The sequence below is a fragment of the Brevundimonas sp. genome, assembly GCF_013823285.1.
GTDB lineage: Bacteria > Pseudomonadota > Alphaproteobacteria > Caulobacterales > Caulobacteraceae > Brevundimonas.
This window is the reverse complement of the sequence record NZ_PNLV01000015.1, coordinates 1-12,238: the sequence shown is the minus strand read 5'-3', so window position 1 is coordinate 12,238 and position 12,238 is coordinate 1. Positions and strand designations below refer to the sequence as shown.

Genomic DNA, 12,238 nt, shown 5'->3' with positions numbered 1-12,238 from the left:
AACCTTTTCGATTGCCTCGCGGCCACGCTTGGCCAAGATGGCGGGGCTTAAGGAGGGAGGGTCAGCCATGTATCCGTCGGAGTTCGACGCCCCCGCTGCGGCCTACCCGTCCGACGCCGACCTGTTCCTCAGCGTCCCGCCTGTGATCCTGCTGCTGTTCCTGCTCCTGCTGCTGCTCGCCCTGCTGTGCGGCTGGTACGCCCGCGAGCAGATGGGGCCGAAGCCCAGGGACCCCTGCGACGCCCTCTACAACGAGGTGCGCAAGGCGGCCGAGGCGGCCCTGAAGGCCTCGCGCGACGAGGTCCACGCCCGGGCGCGCGGCCTCCTGAGCGTTCTCGACCGGCGCCTCGGCGGCGCCCTGGCCCTGGCCGACGGCGTGTCAGGGCCGTCCGCGTCGATCCGTGACGTGCTGGACCCCGGGCCGGACAAGCCTGGGCCCCGCCATGGCCCGGAACACGGCGAGACCCGGCGCGCGCGCGCCTCCGAGCTGGTCGTCGTGAACACCGGCAGGCTCGTGGTCCACGCGGGCGGCGGGGACGCGAGCAAGGGCAGCGAGACTGGCCACCGCGACAAGCCCGGCGCCCACGCAAAGGACGACCACGCCCCGCCCGCCCCGGACCGCCGCGCCGAGATCGAGCGCCTGCGCGCGGCCATCCACGCCTTCGCTGACCACTGGCGCGACAAGGAGGCGCGGCTCCGTGAGCTGCGCCGCGCCCGGGCGAACCTGTGCTGACCCGCCTTCCCATCGGGGCGCGCGGGCTTTAAGCCTGAGGCATGAAACTCGCATCGCTCAAGCACGGCCGCGACGGCCGCCTCGTGGTCGTCTCCAACGACCTGAACTGGTTCACCGACGCCTTCCTCATCGCCCCGACGCTACAGGCGGCGCTGGACGACTGGGACCGCTGTGAACCGCAATTGCGCGCCCTGGCCGAAAGCCTCGAGCACGAAGCCGTGCCCCGCGGCCGGTTCCACGAACGGGACGCCGCCGCCCCCCTGCCCCGCGCCTATCAGTGGGCCGACGGCTCGGCCTATGTGAACCACGTGGCCCTGGTGCGTCAGGCGCGCGGCGCCGAGATGCCCGAGAGCTTCTGGACCGATCCCCTGATGTATCAGGGCGGCTCGGACTCCATGCTGGGCGCCCGCGACCCCATTCCGCTGAAGGACGAGGCCTGGGGCTGCGACCTGGAGGCCGAGATCGTGGTGGTCACCGGCGACGTGCCACAAGGCGTGACCCGCGAGGAGGCGCTGGGCCACATCCGGCTGATCGGCCTGGTCAACGACGTGTCCCTGCGCAATCTGATCCCCGGCGAACTGGCCAAGGGCTTCGGCTTCGTCCAGTCCAAGCCCGCCAGCGCCCTGTCGCCCGTCTTCGTCACCCCCGACGCCCTGGGCGACCGCTGGAAGGACGGCAAGCTGAACGGCGAGCTGACCGTCACCCTGAACGGCCAGCCCTTCGGCAAGGCCGATGCCGGGGTCGACATGACCTTCTGTTTCGGAACCCTGATCGCCCATCTGGCGAAGACCCGCACCCTGGTCGCCGGCTCCATCATCGGCTCCGGCACGGTGTCGAACCGCGACTCGGACGGCGGCCCCGGCAAGCCCGTCAGCGACGGCGGCCTGGGCTACTCCTGCATCGCCGAGGTCCGCACCGTCGAGACCATCCTGCGCGGCAAGGCCGAAACCCCCTTCCTCAAGCATGGCGACACCGTCCGCATCGAAATGCTGGACGACGCCCGCCACACCATCTTCGGAGCCATCGAGCAGGTGGTGGAGACGGTGTGATGAAGGCCTTGGCTTTTGCACGAAGCCTGTGGGTCTTCACGGCCGCTGCATTGTCCAGTGTGGCTGGGACCGTTCATGCCCAGACATGGGCGCCTGTAGCGGATGCCCCGCGCAACGTTGTCGCTGCCTCAGCTGAATGGCCCTCGGGCGTGCAGATGATCGCCCGCTGCACCCGTGGCAGGAACCTCGACGTCGTGATGACCCTCGGTCAGCCGGTGGCTCAGCCCCATGTCGCCGTGGACGTGACCTTGGGTGACACTGAACCCAACGGGCAACGTTGGCGCCTGTCGGAAGACGGCGCCGTCCTGTTCGCCCGCCAGCCCGGCCGCCTTTCCTCCAGCTTCGTCAACGGCAGATCTGCCGTGATCAGTCTCACACCCGATGAAGGACCGCGCCATCGCTACGAGCTCGGCGCGCCGTCCAACCCCGCTGTGTTGGCTCAGGTGCTTTCCGACTGCGGGCAATCCACAGCTTGGCCGCCCCCGGACGGATCCGTGCTCACCAATCCTGATTGGATACGCCGACCAACGCGCTTAGATTTTGCCCGCCTCTATCCAAGCTTCGCGGCGGAGAACGGCATTGACGGCGAAGCTCTGGTGCAGTGCCGCGTCGCCGTGAACGGCCGGGTGGAAGACTGCATCATCTTGTCGGAAAGCCCTGAGGGTCACGGTTTTGGGGCGGCCTCGGCCGCTCTCGCTCAGGAGTTTCGCATGACGCCCCTGACTGTGGACGATCGACCATATGGCGAGGCGCTGATCCAGATGCCAATCAACTGGCGCATGCGGTGACAAACTCCCCCACCGCGGGTCCGGCCTGATTTTTGCTCATTCCCGCGCTATAAGGCCAAGCCTTGAAGGGGGGACCGCTGCCCATGCGTCGATTTCTGGTCTGGAGCGCCCTGGCGCTGATCATCGGTCTTGGGCTCGCCGGAGGCGGGTACTGGGCCTACTGGAACTTCTACGCCCGGTTCCAGCCGGTGGTGATCCAGCGGGACCAGGCCGAGATCCAGCGCCTGCTGGACGAAGCCTCATGGATCTCGGCGGGCGGGGGCGGCGAGCCGCTCTACATGGTGGCCTGGCGCGACAGCGCCGCGGCCCAGCGCTATGAGCGTGAGGAGTTCCCCAAGCTGCGCGCGGCGGGGGTCGAGCCCCGCATCATCGTCTTCGCCCGGCCGGACCGCGAGGGCTTGGCCCAATCCACCGCCGCCGAACGGGCTACGGTGGCCGAGATCTGGCTGAGCCGCGACTGGACCCTCTATGAGCGCTGGACAGCCACCCCCAGCCGCAACTGGACGGCGGCCGGCATCCCCAGCGCGGACGGCAATCTGGCGCGCCGCGCCGTGGTCCAGGCGGGGCGCGACTTCATCGGCAGGCTGAACGGCATGCTGCGGGGCCAGGGGGTGGGGGCGGGCTATCCGCTGATCCTGTGGCGGGATCGGGAGGGCTACCTGAAGGCCTGCGCCTGTTCGGACCCGCGCTCCTGGGCCTTCATCCGCGACGACCTGGACGCGCCGGACCAGACATCAGCCCCCGGAACGCCCCGTGAGGAAGACTTCGCGCCCGAACCGCTGCCCTATCCGGAGCTGGGCGACCTGCCGTCCATTCCGCCGTCGACCGAGGCGCCGACCGATTCTGCTGTTGATCCCGCGCCCCGGAACGAGCCCGCCGAAGGCGCTACGACTCCCCGCCCCGCGCCGTCCCGCCCAACGACGCCGCGTGAAGCCCCCCGCGCCGAGAAGCAGGAAGACGCCACCTTCTTCTGAGACGCGTCACAGAACGCGGCGGCAGACCTCGATGAGACGCTCCACGTCGTTCTCGTCCTGATACAGGCCGAAGCCGAAGCGCAGCACGTCGTCACGCACGTCGGTGATCACATTCACGTCCTGCAGCCGCGCTTTCCACGCCTGGGCGTCCTTGTGGCGGAACGCCAGGAAGCGGGCCCGGGGCCCGTCGCCCTGCACCGGATTGAGCAGCCCGGCCTCCTTCAGGCGACCGCACCGCCCGGCGGCGACAGCCTTGGCGAACTGGACCTGCAGCGTCCGCGCATGGGCGGCCACATTCCCGGTGGTCAGACCCTCATGGTCCAGCATCCGGCGCACGGCGTTGAAGCGGTACAGGGGCGTGGAGTCGAAGGTCGCCCCCCAGAACCGGCCGGCGTCGGTGGTGTAGCCCACCCCGCCCGGCGGACCCTGCAGATCGCCGAACTCGGCGAACCAGCCCGTCACCACCGGCCGCGGCCCGAAGCCGGCGGGCGCATGCAGAATGCCCGCGCCCTCGCCGGACATGGCGTATTTGTAGCCGCCGGTGACATAGAACACCCGGTCCGCGACCGCTGACAGATCGGTGGGGGCGGCCATGAAGCCGTGGTAGCCGTCCACCACCACCCATGGCCCTTCGGGGGCGGCCAGGCCCGCCAGCTCGTCGAACACCTGGATCATCCAGCCGGTGCGGAAGAACACCTGGCTGACCAGTATCAGGTCGTGGCCGCCGGCGCGCGCCGCTTCCAGAAAGCGGTCCGGAAAGGTGTCGAAGGGGGCGATAGGCACGCGGGTCACGACCGCCTCGCCCGCCTCCTCCCAGCGCGCCGCCTGGCGGCGGAAGGAATGGAACTCCCCGTCAGTGGACAGGATGCGGACCGGGTTCTTCTCCACCGCCGAGACGATGCGGACCAGCAAGTCGTGGGTGTTGGGGGCGAACACAACGGTGTCGGGCGAGGGCAGATTCAGTTCGCGCGCCACATGGCCCTGGGCCTCCGGGATCACCTCGTCGAAGATCAGTTCCCACTTGCGGTCCGCGTGGCGGTTGGCCTCGGCCCAGGCCCGCACCTGGCCGTCGAAGCTGGCGTCAGGCCACAGGTGATGGCTGTGCGCCGCGAAATGCAGCCGTCTGGGGTCGGCGCCCAGGGCGCGGGAGAACAGGGGCTTGTAGCTCATGATCGACTCGCGCGCGGAGGAAGGGCGTGCCTAGCCCTATCCCTCCGCCCGGCCCCGCTCAAGCCTCGCCTCACGCCTCACCGCAGGCGCGCCTCCAGGGCGGCCATGCGCACCTCCATGCGCTTTATCTCGCGCAGGATCGACAGGGTGTTCACCCGGGACCAGATCCATTGCTTGATGCCGATCTGCATTGTCCAGGCGGCCCAGGCGGCGCCGGCCCACAGGATCAGCTCGCGGGTCGAGGCCGCGCCGAACATCTTCCAGACGGCCCACAGCCCCACCGCCGTGGCGATCAGGACCGCCACATTGGCGGCCACGGTCATGGCCCGCATGGGGCCGCGAAAGGTCTCGCCGATCTGGGCGAACAGGCCGCGCTCCTTCTCCAGACTGTTGAGGAAGGCCTCGTCATCCGCTTCGAGGGCGGCGCGCAGGCGGTCAGTGTCCTGGGTCATCAGGTGTCTCCGGTCAGAGCCGCCTTGAGCCGGCGGCGGGCGTGGAAGATGCGGGACTTGGCCGTGCCCACGGGCACGCCGACCGCGGCGGCGACCTCTGTCAGGGTCAGCCCCTCGCAGAAGTGCAGGACCGCAGCCGTGCGGTGATCGTGGTCCAGGGCGGCCAGGGCGCGAACGAGGTCCAGTCCCTCGGTCGCGGCCCGCGGCGGGACGGGAACCTGATCCACGTCGACTGCCTCTTCGGCGCGGCGGCTGTCGCCCCGGATGCGGTCGACGCAGCGGCGGTTCAGGATGCCGAAGGCCCAGGCCGGAAAGGCGGCAGGGTCCTTCAGTCGCGCCACGCCGCGAAAGATCGAGGTCCAGGCGTCCTGGACCGCGTCCCGAGCGCGATCCTCGCTGCGCAGGATGCGACGGGCGGCGCGCAGCAGACGCGGCTGCCAGCGGGCGGCCAGGCGCTCGCCAGCCAGGCGGTCGCCGGCCTGGACCAGCACAACCAGCAGTTCGTCATGGACGCGATCAAGTTCGGATATCGGCAAGGACAGCCCCCGTTGCGCTTTCACGACCATAGTCGCGCAGGCGGGCGGAAAGGTTCACCGACCGGGTCCGGATTTCAGACTCCGGAGCCGAAAAAAACAGGGTCTGAATTGTCTGAATTGTCTGAAATCGGCCCTCCTCGCTGCCGCCGACGACATTATACGGCGGCCGAAAGGGAAGGGGCGGGAAAAGCGATGATTCTCGCGCCCGCTCCTTGCGTGGCAAGGCATTGGGCCGGGGAAATACGGGATCAGGCGGCGGCGCAGCTCCGCCTTTCCAAGTCTCCACCTGGAATTCAGACCCGCGCAACGGATGCGGATCGCCCCCGGCGCGTCGCCGCCCGCCCCCTCAGGAGCAGACAGGCGGCGGCGTCACTCCGCCGGCAGAGGCTGCTGCTGCCCTCGCGGAACCTCGTCCTCCCGCTTCCTGCCCAGCAGACGACGGATGAAGCGCGCGAAGTCGTCCACGATGGTGAAGATCGCCGGGATATACAGCAGTGACAGGAAGGTGGACGAGATCAGCCCGCCGACCACCGCGATGGCCATGGGCGAGCGGAACTCCACGTCGGCGCCCCAGCCAGCGGCCACCGGCAGCATGCCGGCGCCCATGGCGAAGGTGGTCATGATGATCGGGCGGGCCCGCTTGTGCGCCGAATCCATGATGGCGTCATAGCGGCTCATGCCCTCCTGTTCGGCGATGATGATGTAGTCAACCAGCAGGATCGAGTTCTTGGCCGCGATGCCCATCAGCATCAGGATGCCGATCAGCGAAGAGATCGAGAAGCTGGACCCGGCGAGGAGCAGGGCCGCAAACGCGCCCGCGATGGCCAGCGGCAGGGCCGTCATGATGGTGATCGGATACGCGAAGCTCTTGAAGAGCAACACCAGCACCGCATACATGAGCAGCAGGCCCGTCGCGAAGGCGATGGTGAAGCCGGTCAGCATTTCCTGGATGAATTCGGCGTCGCCTGCAGGTGTCTGGCGCACCCCCGCCGGCAGATTCTGCACCGAGTCCAGCTGCTGCACCCGCTGGGCGGCCTCGCCCGTTCGGATCCCGTCCAGTTCGGCGGTGATGGTGGCCACCCGGGCGCGATCCTGGCGTGTGATCTGCGACGGCCCGGCGCCGAAGCGGATGTCGGCCACCGACGACAGGGGCACGCTGGCCCCGGTGCTGGTGGGCACCTGCAGCGTCTCCAGCACCGAGAGATCTCCACGCGCGTCTTCGGTCAGAAGCAGGCGGATGGGGATCTGGCGATCGCCGAGATTGTACTTGGGCAGGTTCTGCTCCACGTCCCCCAGGGTCGCCACCCTGATGGTCTGGGAAATGGCGCCGGTGGACACCCCCATCATGGCGGCCTGGTCACCGCGCGGCGTGACGAGGATCTCGGGCCGGGCGATGGCGGCGGTGTTCACCACATTGGCCAGACCCGGCACCCCTCGCATGTCCGCCTCGATCTGGCGGGCGGCGGCCTGAAGGGCCTCGCCGTCGTCGCTGAGAATCGAGAAGGTGTAGCTGGTGCCGTCGCTGGGTCCGCCACCCTGCTGGGCGATGCCTGCGCCGATGCGGGCGCCGGGGATGGCATCCCAGCCATCCACCATTTCGCGGGCGAATTCCTGCTGCGTCATGGATCGGCGGCCAGGCTGGACGAGGTCGGCGTAAATGTACGCCTGGCGGGGCTCCGAACCGCCGATGGAGGCATAGACCGAGAGGACCTCCGGACGTTCGCGCAGGTCGCGGGTCATGCGCTGGACGATGGCGTCGGTCTGAAGCAGCGTCGACCCGGGCGGCAGTTCGGCCGAGAACGAGGCGCGCGAGCGGTCGCCCGACGGCTGGAACTCGAATGGCAGCATGGGAATCAGGAACAGGGAACCGATGAACAGCCCCGTACCCATTCCGAACGCCTTCCAGCGGTTGCCCAGCACCCAGGCCAGGGCAAGGATGTAACGACGCATCCAGAACGGATCCTTGTCCACATGGTCGGCGTCGCGCTTCAGCATGTAGGCGGCCATCAGCGGCGTCAGCGTCCGCGCCACCAGCAGCGAGAAGCCTACAGAGACGCAGGAGGCGATGGCGAAGGCCTTGAAGAACTGGCCCACGATGCCGGGCATGAAGCCGGTGGGCGCAAACACGGCGATGATGGTGGCGGTGGTGGCCACGACGGCCAGGCCGATCTCGTCCGCCGCTTCCATAGCGGCCTCGTAAGGCTTCTTGCCGCCCCTCATGTGTCGAACGATGTTCTCGATCTCCACGATGGCGTCATCCACCAGGATGCCGATGGTCAGCGACAGGGCCAGCAGGGTGACCCCGTTCAGCGACTGTCCCGTCAGGTCCAGGATGAACATGGTCGGGATGATCGACATGGGCATGGCCGTCGCCGCGATCAGAGTGGCGCGCCAGTCCCGCAGGAACACGAACACCACCACCACCGCCAGGGCGGCGCCCAGCAGCAGCGCCTCGATGGACGCCAGATAGCTTTCCTCAATGTATTCGACATCGGCGCTGATCTGCTCGATCGAGACGTCGTCGTTCTGTTCGTCCAGCCGGGCCACCGCCTCCCGCACCCGTTCGGCCGTCCGGACCTCGGAGGCGTCGCGCGAGCGCAGGAAGTTGAAGGTCACCACCTCCTGGCCGTTGAAGCGGGCCATGCGGCGCGGTTCGGTCCAGCTGTCCTCGACCGCGCCCAGATCGCGCAGGCGCACGGCGCCGCCGCCCGACAGGGGGATCAGGGTCTCGCCCAGCTGCTCGACCGAGCCGGCCGAGCCGAGGGTGCGGATGGCGCGCTCGGAGCCCGCCACGGTGATGCGTCCGCCGGGCAGGTCGGAGTTGACGCTGCCCAGGGCCTGGCTGACTGCGGCCGCTGTCACGCCGTAGGAGGCCAGACGGTCGGGATCCAGCTGGACCCGGATCTCCCGGTCCACCCCGCCCTGACGGTTCACCTCGCCCACGCCGGACACGGCCAGCAGTTCACGGCTGACCGTGTTGTCCACGTACCAGCTGAGCTCTTCCGGGCTCATGGTCGGCGAACGGACCACATAGGTGATCAGGGCGTCACCGGTGATGTCGATGCGCTGGACCGCAGGCTCCTGCATGTCCTGCGGCAGGTCGGCGCGCAGCCCGGACATGGCGTTGCGCACGTCATTGGTGGCGCGCTCGGTGTCTGTGCCCAGCTCGAATTCGATGGTGGTGGACGAAAAGCCGTCGCCCACATTGGAATAGATGCGCCGCACGCCGGACAGGGAGGTGATCGAATCCTCGATCAGGCGCGTGACCTGGACCTCCATCTCGGCCGGCGCCGCGCCGGGGCGCGCCGCACTGACGGCCACCAGCGGGAAGTCGATGTCCGGATTGTTGTTGATCCGCATCCCGGCGAAGCTGATCGATCCCGCCAGCGTCAGGATGATGAACAGCAGAATGATCGGGATCGGGTTCTTGATCGACCAGGAGGAGATCTGGTTCATGGCGCGGCCCTATTCAGCCGCAGGCGCGGCGGGGGCGGGGGCGGGGGCCCGCGCGGGCTGGGCCAGACTCACGCGATCCCCTTCGCCCAGGAAGCCGGCGCCCTGAACCACCACGCGGGCGCCTTCAGGCAAGCCATCCACAGAGCTGCGTTCGTCGGTCCGGGCGAGGATTTCAACCGGCTGGAAGGTGACGCGGTTCTCGGCTCCGACCACATAAACCCCGGCGCGGTTTTCGCGGTACAGGATGGCCGGCGTCGGCACGGTCACCGTCGGGCTGGCGCCCACGTCGATGGCGGCGCGGGCGAACATGCCGGGGCGCAGGCCGGTGTTGCCGGTCAGGGCGATGCGCGCGACGCCCAGACGGGTCTGGGAATCCACTTCCGGCGTCACGATGCGGACGCGGCCGGTGGCGGAGCCCACGCCGTCGGAGGTCACCGTCGCGGTCTGGCCGGCCTGGATCAGGCCCAGCTCGGTCTCCGGCACCCGGGCGTCCAGCTCCAGCCGCCCGTCGCGGACGATGCGGAACAGCTCGGTCCCGGCTGAAACGATCTGGCCGCGCGTGACGCTGCGGCTGATCACCAGACCCGCCACCGGCGCGCGAATGGTGCTCTGGTTCAATCGCGTCCGGGTCTCGGACAGGGACGCCCGGGCCGAGGCCAGCTGGGCCTCGGCTGCGCGCTGCTCGGAGATGGCCAGGTCCAGGGACGCCTGGGCCAGGAAGCCCCGCTCGCGCAGCTCGCGGGCGCGGCCCAGTTCAGCGTTCTCGCGCTCGGCATTGGCCTCGGCTGACGCCACCGCCGCCTCCTGCTGGGCCAGCTGGGCCCGCAACAGGGCGTCGTTCAGCTGCACCAGGGCCTGGCCCTGACGCACATAGGCGCCTTCATCCACATAGACGGCCGTAGCGGTCAGGCCGCCGGCCTCGGCGCCCACCGGCACCTCTTCCCACGCGTTGACGGTGCCCGAGGCGGTGATGGTGCGCGCCAGATCCTGGGTCGTGGCCACGGCCACGGTCACCGTCTGGGACGAGGCGCCGCCGCCGGCCTCTTCGCCCTCGGCCGCCTCGTCGCCGCCATGTCCGCCGCACGCGGCCAGGGCCAGCAGCGCACAGGCGCCGAGGATGGCCGCTCCGCCGCGCAGGGTTGTCTTGAGGCGATCGCCGGTTTCGGCCGCGGTCGTCTGCGCCACGCCATGATTCCTTCAACTGGTCGCACAGCCGCAAGGGGGGAGGCGGCGCGCGCAAGGCCGGAGCCCAAATGACACCGACAGACCGGCTGATTAGACGGTTTGACCGGCGTCCTCAAACGATCTTGGGCTGTATTACGACATCTTAATTCTCGGCGGCCCCGCGGCGCTGGTCCCGGGGCGTCGCCGCGCCGCGCTTGGCGCTGCATCGGGGGCGTGATACCGGCGCGGTCATGAGCCAGACGCCGATCGAACGCATTCGCAACTTCAGCATCGTTGCGCACATTGACCATGGGAAGTCGACGCTGTCGGACCGGCTGATCCAGCTGACCGGCGGCCTGACCGTGCGCGAGATGCGCGAGCAGGTGCTCGACAACATGGAGATCGAGCAGGAACGGGGCATCACCATCAAGGCCCAGACCGTGCGCCTGACCTACAAGGCGAAGGACGGGCTGGATTACGTCCTCAACCTGATGGACACGCCCGGCCACGTGGACTTCGCCTATGAGGTGTCGCGCTCGCTGGCCGCGTGCGAAGGCTCGATCCTCGTGGTCGACGCGTCCCAGGGCGTGGAGGCCCAGACCCTGGCCAATGTCTATCAGGCCATCGACAACAACCACGAGATCGTCCCGGTCCTCAACAAGATCGACCTGCCCGCCGCCGAGCCCGAGCGCGTGCGCGAACAGATCGAGGACGTCATCGGCATCGACGCCTCCGACGCCGTCCTGTGCAGCGCCAAGTCCGGCATCGGCATCGAGGACGTGCTGGAGGCCATCGTCACCCGCCTGCCCGCCCCGAAAGGCGACCCGAACGCCCCACTCAAGGCCCTGCTGGTGGACGCCTGGTACGACCCCTATCTGGGCGTCGTGGTGCTCGTGCGCGTGTTCGACGGGGTGCTGAAGGCCGGCATGCGCGTCAAGATGATGCAGAACGGCTCCACCCACCTGATCGACCGGGTCGGCGTCTTCCTGCCCAAGAACACCCCGGTGGACCAGCTGGGCCCCGGCGAGGTCGGCTTCATCACCGCCCAGATCAAGGAAGTGGCCCACGCCGCCGTCGGCGACACCATCACCGACGAGAAGCGCCCCACCGCCACGCCGCTGAAGGGCTTCAAGGAAGTCCAGTCCGTGGTCTTCTGCGGTCTGTTCCCCGTGGACGCCGCCGATTTCGAGGACCTGCGCGCCGCCATCGGCCGCCTGCGCCTGAACGACGCCAGCTTCACCTACGAGATGGAATCCAGCGCCGCCCTGGGCTTCGGCTTCCGCTGCGGCTTCCTGGGCCTGCTGCATCTGGAGATCATCCAGGAGCGCCTGAGCCGCGAGTTCAATCTGGACCTGATCGCGACCGCCCCGTCGGTCGTCTACAAGATCGCCATGCGCGACGGGTCCGAGATCGACCTGCACAACCCCGCCGACCTGCCCGACGTGATGCAGATCCTCGAGATCAGCGAACCGTGGATCAAGGCCACCATCCTGACCCCGGACGAGTATCTGGGCGGGGTCATCAAGCTGTGTCAGGACCGCCGCGGCAGCCAGGTGGAGCTGTCCTACGTCGGCAGCCGCGCCCTGGTGGTCTATGAGCTGCCCCTGAACGAGGTGGTGTTCGACTTCTACGACCGGCTGAAATCCATCTCCAAGGGCTACGCCTCCTTCGATTACGAGCTGTCGGGCTACAAGCCCGGCGATCTGGTCAAGATGAACATCCTGGTCAACGCCGAGCCGGTGGACGCCCTCAGCATGCTGGTCCACCGCAACCGCGCCGAGACCCGCGGCCGCGGCATGGTGGAGAAGATGAAGGAGCTGATCCCGCCCCACATGTTCGTCATCCCCATCCAGGCGGCCATCGGCGGCAAGATCATCGCCCGCGAAACCGTCCGCGCCCTGCGCAAGGACGTGACC

The 12,238-nt window shown here is 68.7% G+C and carries 10 protein-coding genes; 5 read left to right on the top strand and 5 right to left on the bottom strand.

What is annotated here, in order from left to right; genetic code table 11:
• The first annotated feature begins 67 nt into the window (after window positions 1-67).
• The 4 genes from C0461_RS03795 (at window position 68) to C0461_RS03780 (ending at window position 3,544) form a co-directional block, all read left to right on the top strand.
• A complete protein-coding gene (locus tag C0461_RS03795) occupies window positions 68-733 on the top strand; it encodes a hypothetical protein (protein ID WP_292104092.1) in 666 nt (221 codons plus the stop codon).
• 41 nt (window positions 734-774) lie between these two features.
• Complete coding sequence (locus tag C0461_RS03790; protein WP_292104090.1) at window positions 775-1,782, top strand: fumarylacetoacetate hydrolase family protein; 1,008 nt, start codon at window positions 775-777, stop codon at window positions 1,780-1,782.
• A 155-nt stretch (window positions 1,783-1,937) separates the two neighbouring features.
• Window positions 1,938-2,570, top strand: a complete 633-nt coding sequence (locus C0461_RS03785; RefSeq protein ID WP_292104145.1) for a TonB family protein — start codon at window positions 1,938-1,940, stop codon at window positions 2,568-2,570.
• Window positions 2,571-2,653: 83 nt separating this feature from the next.
• Window positions 2,654-3,544 carry a hypothetical protein gene (locus C0461_RS03780; protein WP_292104088.1) on the top strand — a complete coding sequence of 297 codons (891 nt, stop codon included), beginning with the start codon at window positions 2,654-2,656 and terminating at the stop codon, window positions 3,542-3,544.
• Between the two features lie 6 nt (window positions 3,545-3,550).
• Here the strand turns inward: C0461_RS03780 and C0461_RS03775 are convergent, their stop codons facing one another.
• From C0461_RS03775 to C0461_RS03755, 5 genes are all read right to left on the bottom strand, one after another.
• Window positions 3,551-4,714, bottom strand: coding sequence for an aminotransferase class V-fold PLP-dependent enzyme (locus C0461_RS03775; RefSeq protein WP_292104085.1), 1,164 nt, complete (start codon window positions 4,712-4,714; stop codon window positions 3,551-3,553).
• A gap of 77 nt (window positions 4,715-4,791) precedes the next feature.
• Entirely contained in the window at window positions 4,792-5,166 is a 375-nt protein-coding gene (locus C0461_RS03770) for a DUF6768 family protein (RefSeq protein ID WP_292104083.1), read from the bottom strand.
• Window positions 5,166-5,702 carry an RNA polymerase sigma factor gene (locus C0461_RS03765; protein ID WP_292104081.1) on the bottom strand — a complete coding sequence of 179 codons (537 nt, stop codon included), beginning with the start codon at window positions 5,700-5,702 and terminating at the stop codon, window positions 5,166-5,168. The genes C0461_RS03770 and C0461_RS03765 overlap by 1 nt, the downstream gene beginning before the upstream one ends.
• A gap of 369 nt (window positions 5,703-6,071) precedes the next feature.
• Window positions 6,072-9,158 carry an efflux RND transporter permease subunit gene (locus C0461_RS03760; protein ID WP_292104079.1) on the bottom strand — a complete coding sequence of 1,029 codons (3,087 nt, stop codon included), beginning with the start codon at window positions 9,156-9,158 and terminating at the stop codon, window positions 6,072-6,074.
• Window positions 9,159-9,167: 9 nt separating this feature from the next.
• Window positions 9,168-10,343, bottom strand: coding sequence for an efflux RND transporter periplasmic adaptor subunit (locus tag C0461_RS03755; RefSeq protein WP_292104078.1), 1,176 nt, complete (start codon window positions 10,341-10,343; stop codon window positions 9,168-9,170).
• Between the two features lie 230 nt (window positions 10,344-10,573).
• Here C0461_RS03755 and lepA point away from each other — a divergent pair.
• The coding region (gene lepA / locus C0461_RS03750; RefSeq protein ID WP_292104076.1) for a translation elongation factor 4 at window positions 10,574-12,238 on the top strand (1,665 nt) is incomplete at its 3' end.

Excerpts from the sequence above, each read along its gene's own strand:
- C0461_RS03780 (WP_292104088.1), top strand. The coding sequence starts at position 2,654 with ATGCGTCGATTTCTGGTCTGGAGCGCCCTGGCGCTGATCATCGGTCTT.
- C0461_RS03770 (WP_292104083.1), bottom strand. The coding sequence starts at position 5,166 with ATGACCCAGGACACTGACCGCCTGCGCGCCGCCCTCGAAGCGGATGAC.
- C0461_RS03785 (WP_292104145.1), top strand. The coding sequence starts at position 1,938 with ATGATCGCCCGCTGCACCCGTGGCAGGAACCTCGACGTCGTGATGACC.
- C0461_RS03760 (WP_292104079.1), bottom strand. The coding sequence starts at position 9,158 with ATGAACCAGATCTCCTCCTGGTCGATCAAGAACCCGATCCCGATCATT.
- C0461_RS03795 (WP_292104092.1), top strand. The coding sequence starts at position 68 with ATGTATCCGTCGGAGTTCGACGCCCCCGCTGCGGCCTACCCGTCCGAC.
- C0461_RS03775 (WP_292104085.1), bottom strand. The coding sequence starts at position 4,714 with ATGAGCTACAAGCCCCTGTTCTCCCGCGCCCTGGGCGCCGACCCCAGA.
- C0461_RS03790 (WP_292104090.1), top strand. The coding sequence starts at position 775 with ATGAAACTCGCATCGCTCAAGCACGGCCGCGACGGCCGCCTCGTGGTC.